22 protein-coding genes and 1 pseudogene are annotated in these 23,675 nt (G+C 65.8%); 11 read left to right on the top strand and 12 right to left on the bottom strand.

Translation table 11 applies throughout. The features are described from left to right. Positions 1-13: 13 nt before the first annotated feature. Positions 14-655, bottom strand: a complete 642-nt coding sequence (gene pyrE / locus C722_RS0103810) for an orotate phosphoribosyltransferase (RefSeq protein WP_017639227.1) — start codon at positions 653-655, stop codon at positions 14-16. A gap of 80 nt (positions 656-735) precedes the next feature. On the opposite strand from pyrE, the gene C722_RS0103815 reads away from it, so the two are divergent. Beyond that, positions 736-1,515: an exodeoxyribonuclease III gene (locus C722_RS0103815; protein ID WP_007160046.1), complete on the top strand. Its 780-nt coding sequence runs from the start codon at positions 736-738 to the stop codon at positions 1,513-1,515. A gap of 58 nt (positions 1,516-1,573) precedes the next feature. Here C722_RS0103815 and C722_RS0103820 read toward each other — a convergent pair whose 3' ends face one another. From C722_RS0103820 to C722_RS26910, 3 genes and pseudogenes are all read right to left on the bottom strand, one after another. Continuing rightward, complete coding sequence (locus tag C722_RS0103820; RefSeq protein WP_017639228.1) at positions 1,574-2,002, bottom strand: universal stress protein; 429 nt, start codon at positions 2,000-2,002, stop codon at positions 1,574-1,576. An 81-nt stretch (positions 2,003-2,083) separates the two neighbouring features. Continuing rightward, a complete protein-coding gene (locus tag C722_RS26905) occupies positions 2,084-2,671 on the bottom strand; it encodes a methyl-accepting chemotaxis protein (protein WP_371099767.1) in 588 nt (195 codons plus the stop codon). Beyond that, positions 2,672-3,442 (bottom strand): annotated as a pseudogene (locus C722_RS26910) (PAS domain-containing protein); the annotation flags it as partial. A gap of 216 nt (positions 3,443-3,658) precedes the next feature. Here C722_RS26910 and glyA point away from each other — a divergent pair. The 6 genes from glyA (at position 3,659) to purU (ending at position 11,173) form a co-directional block, all read left to right on the top strand. Continuing rightward, complete coding sequence (gene glyA, locus C722_RS0103830; RefSeq protein ID WP_017639230.1) at positions 3,659-4,912, top strand: serine hydroxymethyltransferase; 1,254 nt, start codon at positions 3,659-3,661, stop codon at positions 4,910-4,912. Between the two features lie 78 nt (positions 4,913-4,990). Then, positions 4,991-6,241, top strand: coding sequence for a sarcosine oxidase subunit beta family protein (locus C722_RS0103835; RefSeq protein WP_017639231.1), 1,251 nt, complete (start codon positions 4,991-4,993; stop codon positions 6,239-6,241). 11 nt (positions 6,242-6,252) lie between these two features. Continuing rightward, positions 6,253-6,552, top strand: a complete 300-nt coding sequence (locus C722_RS0103840; RefSeq protein ID WP_017639232.1) for a sarcosine oxidase subunit delta — start codon at positions 6,253-6,255, stop codon at positions 6,550-6,552. Next, entirely contained in the window at positions 6,549-9,569 is a 3,021-nt protein-coding gene (locus C722_RS0103845; RefSeq protein ID WP_017639233.1) for a sarcosine oxidase subunit alpha, read from the top strand. Before C722_RS0103840 ends, C722_RS0103845 begins: the two co-directional genes overlap by 4 nt. Before the next feature lie 15 nt (positions 9,570-9,584). Next, positions 9,585-10,214 (top strand): sarcosine oxidase subunit gamma, encoded by a 630-nt coding sequence (locus tag C722_RS0103850; protein ID WP_017639234.1) that lies wholly within the window; start codon positions 9,585-9,587, stop codon positions 10,212-10,214. Between the two features lie 101 nt (positions 10,215-10,315). Further along, the gene (gene purU, locus C722_RS0103855) at positions 10,316-11,173 is read left to right on the top strand and encodes a formyltetrahydrofolate deformylase (protein ID WP_017639235.1); all 858 of its coding nucleotides are present in this window, start codon (positions 10,316-10,318) and stop codon (positions 11,171-11,173) included. Positions 11,174-11,483: 310 nt separating this feature from the next. Here the strand turns inward: purU and choV are convergent, their stop codons facing one another. The 4 genes from choV to choX form a co-directional block, all read right to left on the bottom strand. Next, on the bottom strand, positions 11,484-12,716 hold the full coding sequence (gene choV, locus C722_RS0103865; RefSeq protein ID WP_017639236.1) for a choline ABC transporter ATP-binding protein: 1,233 nt from the start codon (positions 12,714-12,716) through the stop codon (positions 11,484-11,486). 3 nt (positions 12,717-12,719) lie between these two features. Further along, positions 12,720-13,562 (bottom strand): choline ABC transporter permease subunit, encoded by an 843-nt coding sequence (choW, locus tag C722_RS0103870; protein WP_017639237.1) that lies wholly within the window; start codon positions 13,560-13,562, stop codon positions 12,720-12,722. 116 nt (positions 13,563-13,678) lie between these two features. Beyond that, the gene (locus C722_RS0103875; protein ID WP_017639238.1) at positions 13,679-14,617 is read right to left on the bottom strand and encodes a choline ABC transporter substrate-binding protein; all 939 of its coding nucleotides are present in this window, start codon (positions 14,615-14,617) and stop codon (positions 13,679-13,681) included. A gap of 272 nt (positions 14,618-14,889) precedes the next feature. Beyond that, positions 14,890-15,828 carry a choline ABC transporter substrate-binding protein gene (choX, locus tag C722_RS0103880; RefSeq protein ID WP_017639239.1) on the bottom strand — a complete coding sequence of 313 codons (939 nt, stop codon included), beginning with the start codon at positions 15,826-15,828 and terminating at the stop codon, positions 14,890-14,892. 465 nt (positions 15,829-16,293) lie between these two features. Between choX and C722_RS0103885 the strand changes: the two genes are divergently transcribed. Beyond that, positions 16,294-17,391: a GlxA family transcriptional regulator gene (locus C722_RS0103885; RefSeq protein ID WP_017639240.1), complete on the top strand. Its 1,098-nt coding sequence runs from the start codon at positions 16,294-16,296 to the stop codon at positions 17,389-17,391. 15 nt (positions 17,392-17,406) lie between these two features. Here the strand turns inward: C722_RS0103885 and C722_RS0103890 are convergent, their stop codons facing one another. The 3 genes from C722_RS0103890 to C722_RS0103900 all read right to left on the bottom strand — a co-directional run bounded on the left by C722_RS0103890 (position 17,407) and on the right by C722_RS0103900 (position 20,794). Then, positions 17,407-18,192, bottom strand: coding sequence for an N-acetylmuramoyl-L-alanine amidase (locus C722_RS0103890; RefSeq protein WP_017639241.1), 786 nt, complete (start codon positions 18,190-18,192; stop codon positions 17,407-17,409). A gap of 25 nt (positions 18,193-18,217) precedes the next feature. Continuing rightward, positions 18,218-19,987 carry a GGDEF domain-containing protein gene (locus tag C722_RS0103895; RefSeq protein WP_017639242.1) on the bottom strand — a complete coding sequence of 590 codons (1,770 nt, stop codon included), beginning with the start codon at positions 19,985-19,987 and terminating at the stop codon, positions 18,218-18,220. Positions 19,988-20,164: 177 nt separating this feature from the next. Next, positions 20,165-20,794, bottom strand: a complete 630-nt coding sequence (locus C722_RS0103900) for a thiol:disulfide interchange protein DsbA/DsbL (RefSeq protein WP_017639243.1) — start codon at positions 20,792-20,794, stop codon at positions 20,165-20,167. A gap of 201 nt (positions 20,795-20,995) precedes the next feature. Here C722_RS0103900 and yihA point away from each other — a divergent pair, with 201 nt between their 5' ends. Further along, positions 20,996-21,634 (top strand): ribosome biogenesis GTP-binding protein YihA/YsxC, encoded by a 639-nt coding sequence (gene yihA, locus C722_RS0103905; protein WP_017639244.1) that lies wholly within the window; start codon positions 20,996-20,998, stop codon positions 21,632-21,634. Between the two features lie 189 nt (positions 21,635-21,823). On the opposite strand, the gene argC is transcribed toward yihA, so the two are convergent. Then, a complete protein-coding gene (argC, locus tag C722_RS0103910) occupies positions 21,824-22,777 on the bottom strand; it encodes an N-acetyl-gamma-glutamyl-phosphate reductase (RefSeq protein ID WP_017639245.1) in 954 nt (317 codons plus the stop codon). 262 nt (positions 22,778-23,039) lie between these two features. Between argC and C722_RS0103915 the strand changes: the two genes are divergently transcribed. Together C722_RS0103915 and C722_RS0103920 are read left to right on the top strand one after the other, a co-directional pair. Further along, positions 23,040-23,249 carry a DUF1127 domain-containing protein gene (locus C722_RS0103915; protein ID WP_017639246.1) on the top strand — a complete coding sequence of 70 codons (210 nt, stop codon included), beginning with the start codon at positions 23,040-23,042 and terminating at the stop codon, positions 23,247-23,249. A 73-nt stretch (positions 23,250-23,322) separates the two neighbouring features. Next, complete coding sequence (locus C722_RS0103920; RefSeq protein ID WP_007160027.1) at positions 23,323-23,643, top strand: DUF2388 domain-containing protein; 321 nt, start codon at positions 23,323-23,325, stop codon at positions 23,641-23,643. The last annotated feature ends 32 nt before the right edge of the window (positions 23,644-23,675 follow it).

The following is a 23,675-nucleotide window of genomic DNA, read 5'->3' on the forward strand; positions in this document are numbered from 1 at the left end:
CCTGGGCTGACGACTAGATACCGTATTGAGCGCGATAGTCCTGGACGGCGGGCAGGTGACGCTTGAGCTCGGCGTCCTCGGCCAGGTATTCGAGCACCTGGTCCAGGGCGACGATGCTGAGCACCGGGATGCCATAGTCGCGCTCGACTTCCTGGATGGCCGACAACTCGCCGCGGCCGCGCTCCTGGCGGTTCAGGGCGATGAGCACCCCGGCCGCGCTGGCGCCCTGGCCGTCGATGATCTGCATGACCTCGCGGATGGCGGTGCCGGCGGTGATGACGTCGTCGATGATCAGCGCCCGGCCAGTCAGGGGCGCGCCCACCAGCAGGCCGCCTTCGCCGTGGTCCTTGGCTTCCTTGCGGTTGAAGCACCAGGGCACATCGCGGCCGTGGTGCTCGACCAGGGCCACCGCCGTGGCCGCGGCCAGGGGGATGCCCTTGTAGGCCGGGCCGAAGAGGACATCGAAGGGCAGGTTGGCCTGCACCAGCGCATCGGCGTAGCAACGGCCGAGCTGGGCCAGCGCCGCGCCGCTGTGGAACAGGCCGGCGTTGAAGAAATAGGGGCTGATGCGTCCCGATTTCAGGGTGAATTCACCAAAGCGCAGAACTCCGCGCTCGATGGCGAAACGAATGAAATTACGCTGATACGCCTGCATATAAGTCCTTGCGCGGCTTGTATTTAGCTAAACCGGTTTAGCTCGGGTATCATACATCCACGATTTTTTGGGGGCCATTTATGCGGATCATCAGCTTGAACGTCAATGGTATTCAGGACGCTGTGGAGCGGGGCCTGTTGCCCTGGCTTAAGGCGCAGAATGCCGACGTGATCTGCTTGCAGGATACGCGCGCCTCTTCTTACGACATGGACGATCCGGCCTATGCGCTGGAAGGTTACATCCTCTATGCCTGCGACGCCGAAGTGCCGTCCCAGGGCGGGGTTGCACTCTATACCCGGGTCCAGCCGAAGGCGGTGATCAGCGGCCTGGGCTTCGAGTCCTGCGATCGCTTCGGTCGCTACCTGCAGGCGGACTTCGACAAGGTCAGCATCGCCAGCCTGCTGCTGCCCTCGGGCAAGCGCGGTGACGAAGACCTGAACATGAAATTCAAGTTCATGGACGACTTTACCCATTACCTGAACAAGCAGCGCCGTAAGCGTCGCGAGTACATCTATTGTGGCTCGCTGTATGTGGCGCACCAGAAGCAGGACGTGAAGAACTGGCGTGACTGCCAGCAGATCCCGGGCTTCCTGGCCCCTGAGCGGGCCTGGATGGACGAGGTGATCGGCAACATGGGCTATGTGGATGCCCTGCGCGAAGTGAGTCGCGAAGGCGACCAGTTCAGCTGGTGGCCGGACAGCGACCAGGCCGAGCACCTGAACCTGGGCTGGCGCTTCGACTACAACATCCTTACCCCGGGTCTGCGCCGCTTCGTGCGGTCGGCGCGCCTGCCGCGGCAACCGCGCTTTTCCGAGCACGCGCCGCTGATCGTCGACTACGACTGGACCCTGAGCATCTGATCCACGCGGTGCCCGGAAACGAAAAAACCAGCCCAGTGGCTGGTTTTTTGTTGGGCGGCTATTTCACCAGGATCACCGGCAAGGGCACCTGGTGCACCACGCGATGGGCCACCGAGCCGAGCAGCAGGCCGCTGAGCGACCCCAGCCCGCGGGTGCCCATGACCACGGTGTCCACCTCCAGGCGCCGGGCCGTCTCGCCGATGGTCTCGGCGATGCTGCCGAAACCGACATGGGTCTGGGCCTCGATACCGGCTTCGAGCAGGGCCGGGCGCGCCCGCACCAGAATGTCTTCGGCCTTGTCCTGCAGGCTGCCGCGCCATTCGCGCAGGATGCGGTCGTCGAAGGGCGCGCCGTAGATCTCCGGCTCGTTCTGGACATTGAGCAGGTGCAGCTCCAGCGACAGCCCAGCCTTCACCAGGTCGAGGATGTAGCGCAGGGCGTTGTCGGCGCTGGGGGAACCGTCGTAGGCGACCAGGACATTGTGCATGGGGCATCTCCACGAGAGGGGTATGCCTTCATGCTAGACCCTGGTCGTCAGGGACGCTTGATCCCGATCAAGCCAGCGCCCTCAATGCCCCACCCAGTTACGCGCGCCCTTGGGAATCACCTCGGATTCGTCCAGCTTGCTGGCGAACATGCTCACGGCCTCCACGGCGTCGCTGGCACCATCGCGGATCTGCACGATCACCGCGCCGGCCTGGTCCGCCAGCTCGACACCCTTGGCCGCCCGACCCTGGGTGCTTTCCATGCTGGCGACCGCCTGCTGGGTTTCGCTGAGGATTCGGCCGATCATCTCGGCGATTTCCGCCGTGGCGCTGCTGGTGCGCCCCGCCAGCTGGCGAACCTCGTCGGCGACCACGGCGAAGCCACGACCCTGGTCACCGGCGCGGGCGGCCTCGATGGCGGCGTTGAGCGCCAGCAGGTTGGTCTGGTCGGCGATGCCGCGGATGGTGTTGACGATGGCGGTGATCTGCTCCGAGCGCTGGCCCAGCTGGCCGATCACCTCGGCGGATTGACTGACGTTCTGTGCGATCTCACGCATCTCGCCGGCCGCCGCCTGGATGATCTGGGTGCCGTGCTCGGCGACCTTCTCGGTCTCGGCGGAGATGTGATAGGCCCGCGAGGCGCTGCGGCCGTCGCTTTCGTGCTTTTCCACCCGCTCGCTGATGTCGCTGGCGTACTTGACCACCTTGTATAGCCGACCGGTGGCGTCGTACACCGGGTTGTAGCTCGCCTCCAGCCAGACCACCCGGCCGTGCTTGCCCAGCCGCTTGAACTGGCCGCGAAAGAACTCGCCGGCATTGAGGCGGCGCCAGAAGTCGGCGTATTCACTGCTATTGACCAGGGCCGGCTCGCAGAACAGGCGATGCTGCTGGCCCTGGATCTCCTTGAGGCTGTAGCCCAGGGTGGCCAGGAAATTGTCGTTGGCCGTGAGGATGCGCCCGTCCAGGTCGAATTCGATGCGCGCCAGGGCGCGGTCCAAGGCCTTGAGGTTGCTCTGGGCTTCGCTGTCGCGCTCGACCTGGGCGGTGACGTCGAGGGCGTACTTCACCACCTTGGCGATCTTGCCGCTGCTGTCGGGTACCGGGTTGTAGCTGGCTTCCAGCCAGAGGGTACGGCCCTGGGCGTCCAGGCGCTGGAAGGTGCCGGAGACGAAGTCACCGCGTTTCAGGCGCGCCCAGAAATCGCCATAGTCGCGACCCTGGACTACGGCGGCCGGGCAGAGTCGGCGGTGCTGCTGGCCGACCAGGGCGTCGGCGCGATAGCCGGTCAGCCGGAGAAAGTTGTCGTTGGCGCGCAGGATGGTGCCGTCGAGATCGAACTCGATCACCGCCATGGAACGCTCCAGTGCCTGGGTCAGGCCCTGGTTGGCGTGCAGCTCGGCTTCCAATCGGGCGATGGTCTTCTTGTAGTGGGCGTTGAACATGGCGGAGCTCGCTGGCCGGTGGAGGTGATACGTCTACTTATCGGCGCGGATCAGAGCGACTTGACGGGATCCGGCGAACGGCAGAACCCACCTGTTGAGTGGCTGTCGCAAACGCGCCGGCCCGGGGCGTAAACAGGCATCTTGGGGGTTGGGGCCGGGCCTACCATCGCGGCCAAGGGGGTGGTTTTCACCGCCACAGACTTTAGGAGCGCCGCGATGTTCAGCAAGCAGGACCAAATCCAGGGCTACGATGATGCGTTGTTCGCCGCCATGGGCGAGGAAGCGCGGCGCCAGGAGCATCACCTGGAACTGATCGCGTCCGAAAACTACACCAGCCAGCGCGTCATGGAAGCCCAGGGCAGCGTGCTGACCAACAAGTACGCCGAAGGCTATCCGGGCAAGCGCTACTACGGTGGCTGCGAGCACGTCGACAAGGTCGAGCAGCTGGCCATCGAGCGCGCCAAGCAGCTGTTCGGCGCCGACTATGCCAACGTCCAGCCGCACTCCGGCTCCCAGGCCAACTCGGCCGTCTACCTGGCGCTGCTGCAGCCCGGCGACACCATCCTCGGCATGAGCCTGGCCCACGGCGGTCACCTGACCCACGGCGCCAAGGTCAGCTCCTCCGGCAAGCTCTACAACGCGGTGCAGTACGGCATCAACACCGACACCGGGCTGATCGACTATGACGAGATCCAGCGTCTGGCCGAAGAGCACAAGCCCAAGATGATCGTGGCGGGCTTCTCCGCCTATTCCAAGACCCTGGACTTCCAGCGCTTCCGCGACATCGCCGACAGCGTGGGCGCCCTGCTGTTCGTCGACATGGCCCACGTGGCCGGTCTGGTCGCTGCCGGTGTCTATCCGAACCCGGTGCCCTTCGCCGACGTGGTGACCACCACCACCCACAAGACCCTGCGTGGCCCCCGTGGCGGCCTGATCCTGTGCAAGGCCAACGCCGACATCGAGAAGAAACTCAACGCCGCGGTGTTCCCGGGTGCCCAGGGTGGCCCGCTGATGCACGTCATCGCTGGCAAGGCGGTGTGCTTCAAGGAAGCCCTGGAGCCGGGCTTCAAGACCTACCAGCAGCAGGTGATCAAGAACGCCCAGGCCATGGCCGGCGTGTTCAAGGCCCGCGGCTTCGACGTGGTCTCCGGTGGCACCGACAACCACCTGTTCCTGGTCAGCCTGATCAAGCAGGGCATCACCGGCAAGGATGCGGACGCCGCCCTGGGTCGCGCCTGCATCACCGTGAACAAGAACGCCGTGCCCAACGATCCCCAGTCGCCCTTCGTGACCTCGGGTCTGCGCATCGGTACCCCGGCCCTGACCACCCGTGGCCTGGGCGTCAGCGAAAGCGAGCGCGTCGCCGGCTGGATCTGCGACATCCTCGACCACCTCGGCGATGCCGATGTGGAAGCCCAGGTGGCGCGCCAGGTGGCCGCGCTGTGCCGCGACTACCCGGTTTACCGCTAGTCGCCGCGCGCCTGACGCAACCCTTATCCAACCCCTTTTCTCCTCGCGGAAAGGGGCGTCGTCTGCAGGAGTCTCCAGATGCAACGCTATTCCGGCTTCGGCCTCTTCAAGCACTCCCTGAGCCATCACGAGAACTGGCAGCGGATGTGGCGTACCCCGACGCCCAAGCCGGTCTACGACGTGGTCATCGTCGGCGGTGGCGGTCACGGTCTGGCTACCGCCTATTACCTCGCCAAGCAATTCGGCGTGAAGAACGTCGCGGTGATCGAGAAAGGCTGGCTGGGCGGCGGCAACACCGCACGCAACACCACCATCGTCCGCTCCAACTACCTGTGGGACGAGTCGGCGCACCTCTATGAGCACGCCATGAAGCTGTGGGAAGGCCTGTCCCAGGACCTGAATTACAACGTCATGTTCTCCCAGCGCGGCGTCTACAACCTCTGCCATACCCTGCAGGACATGCGCGATTCCGAGCGCCGGGTCAGCGCCAACCGCCTCAACGGCGTGGACGGCGAGCTGCTCGACACCCGCCAGGTGGCTGAGGAGATTCCCTACCTGGATTGCAGCAAGAACACCCGCTATCCGATCTTCGGCGCCACCGTGCAGCGTCGCGGTGGTGTGGCCCGTCACGACGCCGTGGCCTGGGGCTTCGCCCGCGCTGCCGACGCCCTGGGCGTCGACCTGATCCAGCAGACCGAGGTCACCGGCTTCCGCAAGCAGGACGGCAAGGTGATCGGCGTGGAAACCAATCGCGGTTTCATCGGCGCCCGGCGCGTCGGCGTGGTCACCGCGGGTAACTCCGGGCACATGGCCAAGCTCGCGGGCTTCCGCCTGCCGCTGGAATCCCACCCGCTGCAGGCGCTGGTCTCCGAACCGATCAAGCCCATCATCGACAGCGTCATCATGTCCAACGCGGTGCACGGCTACATCAGCCAGTCCGACAAGGGCGACCTGGTGATCGGCGCCGGTATCGACAGCTGGGTCGGCTACGGCCAACGCGGCTCCTACCCGGTGATCGAGCACACCCTGCAGGCCATCGTCGAGATGTTCCCGATCCTCTCGCGGGTACGCATGAACCGCCAGTGGGGCGGCATCGTCGACACCTCGCCCGACGCCTGCCCGATCATTTCCAAGACCCCGGTGGAGAACCTGTTCTTCAACTGCGGTTGGGGTACCGGCGGCTTCAAGGCTACACCCGGCTCGGGCAACGTCTTCGCGGCGTCCCTGGCCTCCGGCGAGATGCATCCGCTGGCCAAGCCCTTCTCCATCGACCGTTTCCACACCGGCGCGCTGATCGACGAACACGGCGCAGCGGCCGTCGCCCACTAAGGAGCCCGAGCATGTTGTACATCCACTGCCCCCACTGCGGGGAATTGCGCTCCGAAGAAGAATTCCACGCCGCTGGCGAGGCGCACATCCCGCGTCCGCTGGATCCCGAGGCCTGCAGCGACGCGGAGTGGGGCGATTACATGTTCTTCCGCGACAACCCGCGCGGTCTGCGTCACGAGCTGTGGGTCCACGCGTCGGGTTGCCGCCAGTACTTCAACGCGACCCGTAACACCGAGACCTACGAAATTCTCGAAACCTATCCGATCGGCGAGCAGCCCCGCTTCACCGCCGAGCGAGGAGAGCGCACATGAGCCAGGTCCATCGACTCACCCAGGGCGGTCGCCTGGACCGCAGCCAGGCCATCACCTTCACCTTCAACGGTCAGACCTACCAGGGCTTCAAGGGTGACACCCTGGCCTCGGCGCTGCTGGCCAACGGCGTGGACGTGATCGGGCGCAGCTTCAAGTACTCCCGCCCCCGCGGCATCGTCGCCGCCGGTGCCGAAGAGCCCAACGCCATCATGCAGATCGGCGCCACCGAGGCCACCCAGGTGCCCAACGTGCGGGCCACCCAGCAGGCGCTGTATCCGGGCCTGGTCGCCGCCAGCACCAATGGCTGGCCGAGCGTCAACAACGACCTCATGGGCATCCTCGGCAAGGTCGGCGGCAAGATGATGCCGCCCGGGTTCTACTACAAGACCTTCATGTATCCGCAGAATCTGTGGATGACCTACGAGAAGTACATCCGCAAGGCCGCTGGTCTCGGGCGTGCGCCGACCCAGGTCGATCCCGACACCTATGACAACTTCAACCAGCACTGCGACGTGCTGGTGGTGGGCGGTGGCGCTGCCGGTCTGGCGGCGGCCCTGGCCGCCGGTCGCAGCGGTGCCCGGGTGATCCTGGCCGACGAACAGGAAGAATTCGGTGGCAGCCTGCTGGACAGCCGCGAGCGTCTCGACGGCGCCCCGGCCGCCGACTGGGCGGCCAAGGCGGTCGCCGAGCTGCAGGGCCTGGACAACGTGGTCCTGCTGCCGCGCGCCACGGTCAACGGCTACCACGACCACAACTTCCTCACCATTCACGAGCGGCTGACCGATCACCTGGGTGATCGCGCGCCCCATGGCCAGGTGCGTCAGCGCCTGCACCGTGTCCGCGCCACCCGCGTGGTACTGGCCACCGGCGCCCACGAGCGGCCGCTGGTGTACGGCAACAACGACCTGCCGGGCAACATGGTGGCCGGCGCCGTTTCCACCTACATCCGCCGCTATGCCGTGGCCCCGGGCCAGCGGCTGGTACTGTCCACCAACAACGATTACGCCTACCGCGTGGCGCTGGACTGGCTCGAAGCCGGTCGCCAGGTGGTGGCCGTGGCCGATGCGCGGCCCAATCCGCGCGGTGCCTGGGTCGAGGAAGTGCGCAAGCGTGGCGTGCGGGTCATGGGCGGGACCGCCGTGAGCGAAGCCCGTGGCAACACCCGCGTGACCGGCGCCAAGATCGCCACCATCGACCTGACCGCCTTCCGCACCCTGGGTGGCGGCGAGTGGCTCGACTGCGACCTCATCGCCACCTCCGGCGGCTACAGCCCGGTGGTCCACCTGGCTTCGCACCTGGGCGGTCGTCCGCAGTGGCGTGAGGACATCCAGGCCTTCGTGCCCGGTCCGGCGCCGCAGAAGCGGGTCTGCGCCGGTGGCGTGAACGGGGTCTTCGCCCTGGGCGACGTCCTCGCCGATGGTTTCGAAGCCGGCGCCACCGCGGCGGCCGAAGCCGGTGCCAAGGTGGTCAGCGGTGAACTGCCACAGGCCGAATTCCGCCAGGAAGAGCCGAGTCTGGCGCTGTTCCAGGTGCCCCACGACAAGCCGTCGTCGCGAGCGCCCAAGCAATTCGTCGACCTACAGAACGATGTGACCGCCGCCGGCATCGAGCTGGCCTGCCGCGAGGGCTTCGAGTCCATCGAGCACGTCAAGCGCTACACCGCCATGGGCTTCGGCACCGACCAGGGCAAGCTGGGCAACATCAACGGCCTGGCCATCGCTGCCCGCGTGCAGAGCAAGGCCATCCCGGAAGTCGGCACCACCATGTTCCGCCCGAACTACACGCCCATCACCTTCGGCGCCATCGCCGGACGGCACTGCGGCCACCTGTTCGAGCCCAAGCGCTACACCGCGCTGCACGCCTGGCACCTCAAGCAGGGCGCCCTGTTCGAGGACGTCGGCCAGTGGAAGCGCCCCTGGTACTTCCCCAAGGCGGGCGAGGACCTGCATGCCGCGGTCAACCGCGAGTGCCTGGCCGTGCGCCGTAGCGTCGGCCTGCTCGACGCCTCCACCCTGGGCAAGATCGACATCCAGGGCAAGGATGCGCGCGAGTTCCTCAATCGCGTCTACACCAACGCCTGGACCAAGCTGGACATCGGCAAGGCCCGTTACGGCCTGATGTGCAAGGAAGACGGCATGGTCTTCGACGACGGCGTCACCGCCTGTCTCGCCGACAACCACTTCCTGATGACCACCACCACCGGCGGCGCGGCGCGCGTCTTCGAATGGCTGGAGCTCTACCATCAGACCGAATGGCCGGAGCTGGAGGTGTACTTCACCTCGGTCACCGATCACTGGGCGACCCTGACCCTGTCCGGTCCCAACAGCCGCAAGCTGCTGGCCAAGCTGACCGACATCGATCTGGACAACGCCGCCTTCCCCTTCATGGCCTGGAAGGAAGGCCAGGTGGGCGGGGTGCCAGCGCGGGTGTTCCGCATCTCCTTCACCGGCGAGCTCTCCTACGAGATCAACGTGCCGGCCAACTACGCCATGGGCGTGCTGGAGCAGGTGGTCGCCGCGGGCAAGGAGTTCGACCTGACCCCCTATGGCACCGAGACCATGCACGTACTGCGAGCGGAGAAGGGCTTCATCATCATCGGTCAGGACACCGATGGTTCGGTCACGCCCCAGGACCTGGGCATGGGCTGGGCGGTGAGCCTGAACAAGAGCTTCTCCTTCATCGGCAAGCGCGGCATGCATCGCGTGGATTGCGTCCGCGAGAATCGCAAGCAACTGGTCGGCCTCAAGCCTCTGGATGCCCGCGACGTCCTGCCGGAAGGCGCGCAACTGGTGTTCGAGCGCAACCAGCCGATCCCCATGGACATGGTCGGTCACGTGACCTCCAGCTACCACAGCGCGACCCTGGGCTACGGCTTCGCCATGGCGATGGTCAAGGGTGGGCTGGGCCGCATGGGCCAGACCGTCTACGCCCCGCTGGCCGATGGCCGCTACATCGCTGCCGAGATCGTCTCGCCGGTGTTCTACGACCCCAAGGGTGAGCGGCAGAACGTCGCCTAACGAGGATAGCGCCCCATGAACAACATCAATGTCTACGACCAATACTCCGCCAAGGCGCGCGCCGAATCCCCGCTGTTCCACGCCGAGCTGAGCAAGCTCGCGGGCCGCGGCCCGGCCACCGCCGGGGTGACCCTGCGCGAGCGGGCCCTGCTGGGGCACCTGGTGCTGCGTGGCGACGCCCATGACGAAGGCTTCACCGGCGCCGTGCAGAGCGTGGTCGGTCTGGAAGTGCCCGGTCCGCTGGCGATCACCCAGAAAGGCGAGAGCTCGCTGCAGTGGCTCGGCCCGGACGAGTGGCTGCTGGTGGTGCCCGGTGGCAGCGAGTTCGCCACCGAGCAGGCCCTGCGCCAGGCGCTGGGCGAGCGCCATGTCGCCATCGTCAATGTCGGCGGTGGCCAGACGCTGGTCGAACTTAAGGGCCCCAAGGTGCGTGAAGTGCTGATGAAGTCCACCTCCTACGACGTCCACCCGAGCAACTTCCCGGTGGGCAAGGCCGTGGGTACGGTGTTCGCCAAGTCCCAGCTGATCATCCGCCACACGGCGGAAGACACCTGGGAGCTGGTGGTGCGCCGCAGCTTCGCCGACTACGTCTGGCTGTGGCTGCAGGACGCGAGCGCCGAGTACGGACTGCGCATCGAGGCCTGATCACGGCCTACGTTCAGTCCCGTTCTAGCGAACCCGACCTGCGTGACGCGCAGGTCGGGTTTTATGGTTTTTGGCTTCATCTCTATGCAAAGGAATTCAACATGAGCCGCACGCCCGATACCTGGATTCTCACCGCCCAGAGCCCGAGTCGCCTCGGCACCGTGGACGTGGTCACGCGCTATCTCTTCGAGCAGGGCTGCTATGTCACCCAGCACCACAGCTTCGATGATCGCGAGGCCCAGCGCTTCTTCATCCGGGTGGAATTCCAGGTGCCCGGCGATTTCAACGAAGGTCTGTTCCGCGTTGGCCTCGACCTGCGCTTCACCCCCTTCGACATGACCTTCGAGCTGACCCCGCCAGGCTATAGAGCCAAGGTCGCCATCATGGTCTCCAAGGCCGACCACTGCCTCAACGACCTGCTCTATCGCCAGCGCATCGGCCAATTGCCCATGGACGTGGTGGCGGTGATCTCCAACCACCCGGACCTGGAGCCCCTGGCGGCCTGGCACGGCATTCCCTATCACCATTTCCCCCTGGACCCTCAGGACAAGCCGGCCCAGGAAGCTCGGGTCTGGCAGGTGCTGCAGGAGACTGGCGCCGAGTTGGTGGTCCTCGCCCGCTACATGCAGGTGCTGTCGCCGGAACTCTGCCGTCGCCTCGACGGCTGGGCGATCAACATCCACCACTCCCTGCTGCCCGGCTTCAAAGGGGCGCGGCCCTATCACCAGGCCTATGCCAAGGGCGTCAAGCTGGTAGGCGCCACCGCGCACTACATCAACAACGACCTCGATGAGGGCCCCATCATCGCCCAGGGCGTCGAGTCCGTGGACCACGCCCACTATGCCGAAGACCTGGTGGCCCGCGGCCGTGACATCGAGTGCCTGACCCTGGCCCGGGCGGTGGGCTATCACCTGGAACGTCGCGTCTTCCTCAACGCCGGGCGGACGGTGGTGCTCTAACCCTTCTCGCTACCCATCCCGGCAGGCTGCGAGATCGCCAAGGCGTTCGCAGCCTGCCTGTCCTGCGCCACCTCGATCATTTTTCTATCAGCTCGGCGGTACCCATCAGGCGCTGCCCGGAGACGTGCGTGCGTCCTTTGGCCGTGCTAGGCGAACAGGGTCAGGCTGGGCGACGGCCAGGGATGGAGGTGTAGCTCGGGATGAGGAGAGGTGTCGGGTAAGCGCGCCGTGGATGGTGCTGCCGGCGGTGGAGCAGGAGGGCGGTGCGCACCCGCCTCCGTAGGGGAGAGGCGGGTGGCGGGGCAGGCGGTCAGCCGGCCTGGGACAGGGTCGAGCGGACCGCAGGCGGGGCGACGTCTTCGCCGGCCTTTTCCAGATTCTTGCCCAGCAGGGCGTGGTAGAGCTCCTTGTCACCGAGGATGCCCACGGCGCGGCCTTCGGTCTCCAGCACCAGCTTGTGCCCGGTGTGGTAGCGGATCTCCAGGGCATCGCGCATGCGGATGTCGGCCGGTGCCAGGGTCGGTTGGCGTTGCAGGCTGGTGACCGGCATACCCGGGGTCCAGCGTTGCAGGGCCAGGCTCTCGCCGCCACGGCGCAGGGCCTTGACCGTCTGGTTTTCCAGGGCCAGCCAGATGTCGTGGCTGCGCTCCAGGCAGATCTCGTTGCCTTCACGACCGCACTTGTCCAGGCCACGCATCAGGCTATAGCCGCTGAGCACGTTGAGCGGATTGGTGTGGGCGACGAAGGTGCGCACGTATTCGTCCGCCGGATTGAGCACGATGTCTTCGGGGCGGCCGTGCTGGATGATGCGGCCGTCCTTCATGATGGCGATGTTGGTGCCGATCTTGAGGGCTTCGTCGAGGTCATGGCTGACGAAGACGATGGTCTTGTTGACCTTGGCCTGCAGCTGCAGCAATTCGTCCTGCAGTTGCTGGCGGATCAGCGGGTCGAGGGCGGAGAAGGGCTCGTCCATCAGCAGGATGTCGGCGTCCATGGCCAGGGCGCGGGCCAGGCCGACGCGCTGCTGCATGCCGCCGGAGAGGGAGTCGGGCTTCTTGTTGCGCCACTGGGTCAGGCCCACCAGCTCCAGCTTCTCGTCGACCAGCTTCTTGCGCTCGGCGGCCGAGCGACCCTGCATCTCCAGGCCGAAGCCGACGTTCTCGGCCACGGTCAGCCAGGGCATCAGGGCGAACTTCTGGAACACCATGGCGATGCGGGTGGTGCGCATGTCCTTGAGTACGGCGGGCGAGCAGTTGGCGATGTCCACCTCGGCGCCCTGGTGCTCGATCAGCAGCTTGCCGCGGCTCACGGTGTTGAGGCCGTTGATGCAGCGCAGCAGGCTGGACTTGCCCGAGCCGGACAGGCCCATCAGCACGCAGATCTCGCCCTTCTGGACCTCCAGGCAGGCGTCCTCGACGCCCAGTACCTGGCCGGTCTCCTGGAGGATCTCGCTGCGACCCTTGCCCTGGTCGAGCAGCTCCAGGGCGCGCTTGTTCTGCTTGCCGAAGATGACGTCGACGTGTTCGAAACGAATGGCGGTCATGACTTATTTAACCTCGCGTGGGGCGGGTTGCTTGCACACCCGGTCGAGCAGGATGGCGATCAGGACGATGGACAGGCCGGCTTCGAAGCCCAGGGCGATGTCCGCGGTGTTGAGGGCGTTCACCACCGGCTTGCCGAGGCCATCGGCGCCCACCAGGGCGGCGATCACCACCATGGACAGCGACAACATGATGCACTGGGTGATACCGGCGCCGATGCTGGGCATGGCGTGGGGCAACTCGATGCGGGTCAGCAGCTGCCAGCGCGAGCAGCCGAAGGCCTTACCGGCGTCCATCAGCTCGGCGGGAACGTCCTGGATGCCGAGGCAGGTCAGGCGGATCGGCGCGGCCACGGCGAATACCACCGTGGAGATCAGCCCGGGCACTACGCCCAGGCCGAACAGAGTCAGGGTCGGAATCAGATAGACGAAGGTGGGGACTGTCTGCATCAGGTCCAGGACCGGGCGCAGGCCGGTGTAGAACCAGGGTTTGTGCGCGGCGATGATGCCCAGCGGCACGCCGACGGCGATGCAGACCAGGGTGGCGAAGACCACCTGGGCCAGGGTTTCCATGGTTTCCTGCCAGTACCCCAGGTTGAGGATCAGCAGCAGGGAGATGAGGGCGAAGATCACCAGGCCGATGCTGCGTTGCAGCAGATAGATCCCTACCGCGACCAGGGCAATGAAGGCCAGCGGGTGGAACCACATCAGTCCGGCGGTGAGGCCGTGGATGAGGCCGGACAGCACATCGGAGATCTTGTCGAAGACGCTGGCGCCATGCAGCGTCAGCCAGTCGATGAAATCGGCGATCTGCTGGCCGAGAGGGAGCTTGTGGTCGGTGATTAACATAACGGTGCCCGTCAGGTAGGAGTGGACAGGTCGAAGCACGATAACCGCTGATTCGTGCTTCGGCTGTGGCAGTACCCGCCCGAACTGGCGCGGGACAGTCGAATGTTAGTGTTCGATCAGGGGGCCAGGGCGGTCTTCGCCGCCTCCAGCGCAGGCTTGCCATCGCGGGTGGTCACGCCGGCCAGCCACTGGTCGAGCACCTGCGGATGCGCCTTGAGCCAGGCCTTGGCGGCGGCGCTCGCGGCTTGTTTTTCGTTGAGCACCTTGTCCATCAGCTGGTTTTCCATGTCCAGGGTAAAGGACAGGTTGGTCAGCAGCTTGCCCACGTTGGGGCATTCCTGGACGTAGCCCTTGCGCACGTTGGTGTAGATGGTGGCGCCGCCGTAGTTGGGGCCGAAGACGTCGTCGCCGCCCTGGAGATAGGCCATCTTGAAGCGAGTGTTCATCGGGTGGGGTTCCCAGCCGAGGAAGACCACCCACTGCTGGCGCCGCTCGGCGCGCTGGATCTGCGACAGCATCCCGGCCTCGCTGGACTCCACCAGCTTGAACTTGCCCAGGTCGAAAGTGTTCTTGTCGATCATGCCCTGGATCAGGCGATTGCCATCGTTGCCCGGCTCGATGCCGTAGATCTTGCCGTCGAACTTGTCGGCGTTCTTGGCGATGTCGGCGAAGCTCTTGACCCCGGCGTCATAGACATACTGGGGGACCGCCAGGGTGTACTTGGCACCTTCCAGGTTGGCGCGCACGGTCTCGACGCTGCCGTTGTCGGCATAGGGCTTGATGTCAGCCGCCATGCTCGGCATCCAGTTGCCGAGGAAGACGTCGATGTCCTTGTTCTGCAAGGATTTGTAGGTGACCGGTACGGAGATCATGTTGGTCGTGGTCTGGTAGCCGAGGGCGTGCAGCACCTCGCTGGTCACGGCCGTGGTCACGGTGATGTCGGTCCAGCCGACGTCAGCAAAGCGCACCTTGGCACAGGAAGCCGGTTCGGCTGCCTGAACAGCGAGTGGCGCCAGCAGAGCGGCACTCAAGAGCCAACGGGAACAACCTTTCATGGACACATCTCCTTGCGTTTGGCGGGGTACCTTTCGGTGCGCCCCACGTGTATTTATCTGTAACCCATCCCCCCAGGCTCGCCTACCGCCTGCGTCGCTACCAGTGTACGCGGCGTCGCAACCAGAAGCGGAAATGTCGTATCCAGCACGAGCCCCGGGACAGGTCCGCGCCCAGGGCGGCGTGGCCGCGCGAGGCGGCGGCGCGAGCGCACATGCCCCTTGCGGCGAGCCGCTGCCCAGAGGGGTTGATAGCCATCGCACAGGCCCGTGATTCAGTTGGCCAGGCTGGCCTTCACCGCGACGTTGCCCGGCGCACCGCCGCGGGTGGCGACGCCCTTGAGCCAGGCGTCGAGGCGTTCGGGATTGCGCTTGAGCCAGTTGCGCACGGCGCGGCGCGGATTGTCCTTTTCGTTGAGCACCCGATCCATCAGCTGGTTCTCCATGTCCAGGGAAAACTCCAGGTTGCCCAGCAGCCGGGCCACGTTGGGGCACTGCTGGGCATAGCCCTTGCGCACCACCGTGTAGACCGTCGCCCCACCCTGATTGGGTCCGAAGTAGTCGTCGCCGCCGTCCAGGTAGGCCAGCTTGTGCCGGACGTTCATCGGATGCGGTTCCCAGCCGAGAAAGACGATCCACTGGCGGTCCAGCAGCTCCTTCATCCGCACCTGGGTCAGCATGCCCTGCTCGCTGGATTCGTCGAGCCTGAAGTCGCCCAGGCCGAAGGCGTTGCTGGCGATCATCTTCTTGACCAGGGCATTGCCGTCGTTGCCGGGCTCGATGCCGTAGATAGTGCGGTCGAAACGCTCGGCGAAGCGGGCGATGTCGGCGAAGTTCTTGACCCCAGCCTCGTAGACATACTGGGGCACCGCCAGGGTGTAGCGAGCGCCCTCCAGATTGGCGTGCAGGCGTTCGACCGCTCCTGCGTCGACCATGGGCTGGCTGAGCTTGGCCTGCGCCGGCATCCAGTTGCCGAGGAAGACATCGGCCTCGCCTGCGGCCAGGGCGTCGTAGGTCTGCGGCAGGGACAGGCGCAGCACCTCGGTCTCGTAACCGAGGGCGCTGAGCAGATAGCGGGTCATGGCGTTGGTGATATTGAGATCCGACCAGCCGACATCGGCCAGGCGCACCTGCTGGCAACTTTCGGCCTCGCCCGCCTGCACGGTCGAGCTCAGCAACAGACCGGACAACCACAGCGCTTGGGAGATTTTCATCCTGAACTCCAGGGAATCGCGAAGGGAAGGGCCCTGGCCACTGCACGTACCGGTCCGTCTGGTCCCGGTCTTGATGGCTTTTCGCCACAAGTGGCCAGAAGGGCGACCAACGGTCGCTGGCCTGAACTACAACCGTGCCAACTGAGTCGCCATGCCACATTTTGGCGCGCATCGGTTACGTCCTGGTGTTACCGATGGGATACCTCTGGCGAAGTGCTATCTCCCAGAGGTCGGTCTCAGACCTGAAAGGTCGCAATTAAAAACCCTATCTAATCAACGCCATTGACCGCTGCTTAATGGATTATTCGCCCCAGACAGCCTGCCTGCAGCGGGGTTCACCCATTTTCGGCATGGGAATTGCGACATGACTTATGCGTCCGCGACACATCTTTCGCCCAACGTTGTCCGCCGCACCTCATTAGAGCCCAGCAAAGGGCCCCAGCCTGCGTGAAGGAGATTCAAACCATGTCGCCCATTCCCACCTCGTCACAGGCCCGTGCGATCCAGTCCATCGGCTTTCTGCTCCTGGACAACTTCACACTTATCTCCCTGGCGTCGGTGGTGGAGCCGCTGCGCATGGCCAACCAGCTGTCGGGACGCGAACTCTATCGCTGGTGCACCCTGAGTCTGGACGGCCGTCCGGTGCGGGCGAGCGACGGCTTGCAGATCACTCCGGACAGTGCCGTCAGCGCCGCCCCGGCAATGGACATGGTGATCGTCTGCGGCGGCGTGGGCATCCAGCGCAGCGTGTCGCGCGAGCATTGCACCTGGCTGCAGAGCCAGGCGCGCCAGGGCCGCAAGCTGGGCGCGGTCTGTACCGGCAGCTGGGCCCTGGCCCGTGCCGGTCTGCTCGACGGCTACGACTGCAGCGTGCACTGGGAAACTCTAGCGGCATTGCAGGAAGCCTATCCGCGCGTGGTGCTCAGCACCCGTCTGTTCACCATCGACCGCAACCGCTGCACCGCCTCGGGCGGTACCGCGCCGATGGATATGATGCTGCACCTGATCGGTCGCGAGCATGGTCGCGAGCTGTCGGCGGCGATCTCGGAGATGTTCATCTACGAGCGCATCCGCAACGAGCAGGATCACCAGCGCGTGCCTCTCAAGCACATGCTGGGTACCAACCAGCCCAAGCTGCAGGAGATCGTGGCGCTGATGGAGGCCAATCTCGAAGAGCCCATCGACCTCGACGAGCTGGCGGTCTATGTGGATGTGTCCCGTCGCCAGCTGGAGCGCCTGTTCCAGAAGTACCTGCACTGCTCGCCGTCGCGCTACTACCTCAAGCTGCGGTTGATCCGCGCCCGGCAGCTGCTCAAGCAGACCACCCTGTCGATCATCGAGGTGGCCTCGGTGTGCGGCTTCGTCTCCACCCCGCACTTCTCCAAGTGCTACCGCGAATACTTCGGCATCCCGCCGCGCGACGAGCGCCAGGGTCCGACCATCCAGCAGCCCATCGCCCTGATGCCGCTGTCCCAGGAGCTGTCGCTGATGCCGGCCTCGTCCGCGCTGGCGGCCCTGAGTCAGGCCCAGGGCGAATCCACCTTCGCCAGCGTGCGGCTGTAGGTCGCCTAGGCCGGCCTAGCGACCGCTGGGCAGGCTGAGCAGCAATGCCGCCGTCTGCAGATCCGGCTGGCCGTCGAAACGGCCGGGCCGGTACTTCATCTGGAAGGCGCCGATGACATCGCGAGTGGCCGCATCGAGCACGCCGGTGCGCGGCACCGCATAACCGATCCGCGCCAGCTGATCCTGGAACCAGGCCGGCGGCGGCAGCACGCCGCCCAGGCTGGCCTGGCGCTGGGCGACCACGTTCTGATTCGGCCAGTTGATCAGCCCCGCCGCGGCCAGGCGCGCCCAGGGAAACAGCGGACCCGGATCCTGCTTGCGTCCCGGGGCGATGTCGCTGTGTCCGACGATGGCGCGGCGATCCAGGCCGTGGCGTTGTTCGATGTCCTTGAGCAGCGGAATCAGCGCCTGGATCTGGGCTTCGCTGAAGGGATACCACTGGCGTCCGGCCGGGGTGTCGCGAAAGCCCAGGTTGACCATCTCGATGCCGATGGAGGTGGAATTGAGCCAGGTACGGCCTTCCCATTCGCTGACGCCGGCATGCCAGGCGCGACGATTCTCATCCACCAGGCGGTAGATGGTGCCGTCAGTGTCGATCAGGTAGTGGGCGCTGACGCCGGCCTGGGTCAGCAGCTTGAGCGACTGCTTGGAATCGGCCGCGGTGTAGTGCAGGACGATGTACTGCACCCGGCTGTCCTGATCGCGGGCGGTGTAGTCGTCATTGATGCGCGGACCGCTGGAGCAGCCGGCCAGGAGCAGGCCGCAGAGCAGCCAGGGGAGGAACTTGAAGGGATTTCGCACGATTACCTCGCGAACGGCGGAAGGGTCAGGCCACGTCCAGGCGATCGCGTCCGGCGCGCTTGGCGCGGTAGAGCGCCTGGTCGGCACGTTCGAATACGGTATCGGCATCCTCGCCCGGCGCAAAGGCGGCAAGACCAGCGGACAGGGTGATCACCACCCGCTCGCCCTTGAAATGGAAGGGGCAGGCGGCGACGGCGGCGCGTAGCTGCTCGATCAGGGTCACCCCGCCGGCGACCGGCGTGGCGCTCAACAGCACGACGAACTCCTCGCCGCCGAAGCGGGCGATGAAGTCGGTCTTGCGCAGGCGGCGCTGCAATTCGCTGGCGATGATCTTGAGCACCTTGTCGCCGGCCAGGTGACCGTAGCCATCGTTGATGCGCTTGAACAGATCGACATCGAGCACCGCCAGCAGCAGGTCGCCGCCATGGCGTTGCCAGCGGGCCACCTCCAGTTCCAGGCGTTCGCTCCAGGCGGCACGATTGGGCAGCCCGGTGAGGGGGTCGCAAAGGGCCTTCTGTCGCTGTTCTTCGAGATGGCCGCGATACTGCTGTGCCTCGCGCTCCATGCCGGCGACGCGCTCGGTGAGGGCGTTGAATCGCTCGCTGGCTTCCTGCTCGCGGGTCTCGCGCTGGCTCTGCTGCTCGGCCAGGCTGGTCAGCAGGCCTTCCAGTCGGCTGTCGAGGGACAGCTTGAGGCTGTCCAGGTCGGTGGCCTCCTGGACCTCGTTCTGCAGTTCGTTGACCTGACCGCGCAGGGCCTCGCCAAAGGCCCGCTCCTGGGTCTGGCCGTCCTGACGCTGGTCGTGGACGTGTTGCAGACCGGTCTGGAAGGCGGCGAGGCGTTCGTTGAGGCGGCGCAGATAGAGCTGGAATTCGCTCTGCCCGGAATGGTTGAGGGCCAGCACCAGTACCGACAGGTCGTCGAGCACCGGTACCAGTTCGTACCAGTTCAGACTGCCCTGGATGCGCTGGCGCAGGTGCTCGGCCTGGGGCTTGTGGCTGTCGGGCAGCGCCAGGTCGTCGAGCAGGCGCAAAAGGGTAGCTTCCAGATGCGGGGCGATGGCGCTGTAGCCGGGCTCGGGCACCGGTGGTAGGGCATAGGCCGGATCGGCCGGCGCAAGCGAAGCATCGCCGCTGATTTCGACGGCAGCGGCTGGCGGACTGGCCAGCGCTGGCGGTTCGGACGTTTCCGCCGGCTCGGCCTGGGCGAAAGGCGCAGCGGTGTCGGGCATTTGCGCCGGTAGCGCCGCTGGCGCCTCTTCCGCATGCTCGCCTCGTCCTCCCAGCAGGCGCTGCAGGAAGCCGGGACGGGCGGGCTGCTCGGGGTGCAGCTGGCTCAGGGCCTGTTGCTGCAGGCGGCTGAACTCGCCGAGCAGCGCGGGCAGCTCGCTTGGCTGGCCGGCAGCGGCCTGGGCGCGCTTGGCGAAACCCTTGAGCGCCTTGCGCTGGTCACGCGGCAACTCCAGGGTCTGCAGCAGCCGGCAGAGTTCGGCAAAGGCCTCGGTTACCTGCCGCGCACGCAATTCCCGGCGCTGCTCGGAATCGAGCACGGTGCGCTCCAGGCGCGGAATCAGCTTGGCGAGATCGGCGTCGCTGTCGTCCCGGCGGAGAATGTCGCGCAATTCGACCAGGCAGGCGTCCACCGCCGCGTCGTTGCCTTCGGCGGCTAGACTGCTGCGCACGAGGCCACGACGCACCAGGTCCAGGCGGTTTTCCCACCGGCTTTCCAGGCGTTCGAGATTCTCGAGGCTCTCCAGGTATTTGTTTTTCCAGCGTTCGACGTCCGCGCGCTCCATCCGCCCGCTCCAAAGGCTTGAGGGTGGCCAGCAGGCAGGCACGACGGGGCGCCCAACCAACTTGACAGTGGCTAGGGTATCGGCGGTTTCGGGGAAAGTTTGAGCAGGACGACCAGAGGCCGCTTGGGCGGGACGAACTGAGGAGCCGCCGCCGCAGGACGCGGCGGCGGATGAAGCTTACTTGGCGGCGCGTTCTTTCTGGATCAGGAAGTCGGCGACCTTCAGGGTTTCGTCCGGACCACCCGAGGAGCCCAGGTCGAAGCGATACTTGCCGTTGACCACCATGGTCGGTACGCCGGTGATCTGATAGGCCATGGCCAGTTTCTTGTCCTTTTCCACCTGACCCTTCACGGCGAAGGAGTTGTAGGTGCTGAGGAACTTGTCGCGATCCACGCCCTGGGTGGCGAGGAAGTCGGCCATCTCTTCGGGTGTGGCGAGCTTCTTGTGCTCCTTGTGGATGGCGGCGAAGACGGCGTCGTGCACCTTGGCTTCCACGCCCATGGCTTCCAGGGTCACGAACAGCTGACCATGGACGTTCCAGACGCCACCGAACATGGCCGGCACGCGCTTAAAGGTGACGTCGTCGGGCAGCTTCTTGGACCAGGCGTTGAGGGTGGGCTCGAAGGCGTAGCAGTGCGGGCAGCCGTACCAGAACAGCTCAACCACTTCGATCTTGCCGGGTTCGGACACCGGAACCGGACTGCTCAGTTCGGTGTACTGCTTGCCGGCCTGGATGTCGTCGGCATGGGCGGCCGCGCCGAACAGACTGGCGGCGGCGAACACGGCGGAGAAAAGCAGGTTGCGCATGGGACTACTCCTGGAAGAAAGCACGCCCACCAACCGGGCATGACGGATTGCGGGCATTGTAGCCGGGTGCATCGCCGCGCCTAGTCGCTGACGCGGTCGAGGCCGGCCATGTTCAGGCTTCGTTCAGGTTGCCAGGAGCGCGGTCCTCGCCCAGCGCATCCGATATACTGCTGGCTTTGCCGCGCGCTCGCGAGTACCCCCATGTCCAGCTTCAAGAATCCCATCGTCGGTCTGTGCCAGCAGGCGTCCTTTCTCATCAGCGCCGCCAAGGTCGATCAGTGCCCGCTCGACAGCGGTCTGGAAGTGGCCTTCGCTGGCCGCTCCAACGCCGGCAAGTCCAGTGCGCTCAACACCCTGACCCACGCCAACCTGGCGCGCACCTCGAAGACGCCGGGACGCACCCAGCTGCTCAACTTCTTCACCCTCGACGAGGAGCGGCGCCTGGTGGACCTGCCCGGCTATGGCTACGCCAAGGTGCCGATCCCGCTCAAGCAGCACTGGCAGGAGCACCTAGAGGCCTATCTGAGCAGCCGCAATTCGCTCAGCGGCGTGGTGCTGATGATGGATATCCGCCATCCGCTGACCGAATTCGACCGCCTGATGCTGGACTGGGCCCAGGCCAGTTCCATGCCGCTGCACATCCTGTTGACCAAGGCCGACAAGCTGGCCTTCGGCGCGCAGAAGAACGCCCTGCTCAAGGTGCAGCGCGAGGTGCGCCAGGGCTGGGGCGATACCGCCAGCATCCAGCTGTTCTCGGCGCCCAAGCGCCAGGGGATAGAGGATGCCCAGCGCGTGCTGGCCAGTTGGCTGGGTCTCGACGAGCCCGCCGCCGAGGCATAAAAAAACTCCGGACTTCCATCGGGGGAGGGGAGAAGTCCGGAGTTCAAGACTGGACCGCCACAGCAGGGGTCCAGCATCTGCCAACACTAAACAGCAAAGGAGCAGAACGGTTATCCGAACCGTTCAGCAATTCAGACGGGGCGCCTCGAGAAAGGTTCGCCCCGCCCGTGCAGAAAGCCAGCGCCCTGACTAGCGGCCGCTGGCGAGCCCCAGACCCTCGTCGGCGCCCAGGTGCACGTTCATGCACTGAACCGCAGCGCCCGCGGCGCCCTTGCCCAGATTGTCCAGGCGCGCCACCAGCGTCATCCGCTCGGCATTGCCATAGACGAAGAGGTCGGCGCGGTTGGTGTCGTTGCTGGCCTGGACGTCGAAGAAGCCATTGTCCAACTCCTCCTCGGCAGCTACCGGCGCCACCCGAATGAAGGCTTCGCCGTCATAGTGACGGGCCAGCGCCGCCTGCAGGTCGGCCGCGCTGGTGCCCGGGCGCAGCTGGCTGGCGTGCAGCGGGATGGTCACCGCCAGGCCCTTGAGGAAGGGGCCGACGATGGGGCTGAACACCGGCGCGGCGGCCAGACCGCTCTGCACGCGCATTTCCGGCAGGTGCTTGTGGCCCTGGCCCATGGCATAGGGACGCGGACTCAGCAGGCGCGCCTCGCCGCCGGCTTCGTAGGCGGCGATCATCTGCTTGCCGCCACCGCTGTAACCGGTCAGGGAAAAGGCCGACAGTGGGGTGTCCGGGGCCAGCAGACCGGCATCTACCAGCGGCCGGGCCAGCAGGATGAAGGCAGTGGCGTGGCAGCCGGGGTTGGCGATGCGCTTGCTGGCGCGTAGCGCCTCGCGCTGACCGGGGGCCAGCTCGGGCAGGCCGTAGGTCCAGCCGCTGTCGGTACGGAAGGCGGTGCTGGCGTCGATGATGCAGGTGTTGGGATTGGTCACCAGGCTCACCGCTTCGCGGGAGGCGGCATCGGGCAGGCAGAGAAAGGCCACATCGGCGGCATTGAGAAAGCGCGCGCGCTCGGCCGGGTCCTTGCGCTTGCTCTCGTCGATGCGCAGCAGTTCGATGTCCGAACGGCCGGTCAGGTAGTCCAGCAGACGCAGGCCGGTGGTGCCTTCCTGGCCGTCGACGAAAACTTTGAAGCTCATGGCGGTGCCTCTCGCGAATGGGCGCTGAAAGGGTCGATTGTAGCGACTCGGGCAGATCAGGCATACGCCGCAGGGCGGGGATACAGCCGGATCCCGTCCGACCGGCGCAGTGAGCCGTGCCAGAGTGGTTCGGACAGGAGTGACAGGTACAGATCCGAGGGTTTTGAGTTTTGTACGGATACAGTTCTTTGCAGCTGTAAGTGGTCTGGTTCCACGCCAGCGGCGAAGCTGAGTCTCCTCCACCGCTTCGCTGGATATCGCCATGGATCGCCTCTCGCCCGACAGTGCCATTGCCCGCTCTATCTCCCCTCGGCGCAGATGCCGCGCCCTGTTCGCGCTGCTCGTCCGCTGGCGCCTGCGTGCCCTGGGCCGGCGGCAATTGCAGCAGCTGGACGGCCGGGCGCTGGGCGATCTGAGTCTGAATCTGGCGGATCAGCGGCGGGAAGGCGACAAACCCTTCTGGCGCGAGTGAAAATCTGCGCCGGGATGCGACTTCCTCGGGCTGACGGTAGTCTCACTCAGGCCTATCCAGACGGGAGTCCCCCATGAAAACCCTGCACCTGGGCGCCGCCGCGGCGCTGTTCTGCCTGTCCACCGCCGCCTCGGCGTCGAGCTTCTATGTCACCACCGACATCATCGTCAACGCCATCGATGCGACCTCGGACACCACCTCGTCCATCACCGGCTCCTTCAAGAACGACAAGCTGGTCCAGGAAGCCCGTGACGATGCGGCCACCTACGTCGGCAGCGCCGGCGACATCCGCGGCGTACGCCTGGAAGCGGCGCTGGACCACCTACGCAGTCAGGCGCCCGAACTGCGGCAGGCCAGCGATGACCAGCTGGCCCAGGCGATTCTCGCCATCTGACGCGCAACACCGCGATACCCCCGTACCCCGTG

Source organism: Pseudomonas sp. 313 (assembly GCF_000316965.1).
Classification (GTDB): domain Bacteria; phylum Pseudomonadota; class Gammaproteobacteria; order Pseudomonadales; family Pseudomonadaceae; genus Chryseomonas; species Chryseomonas benzopyrenica.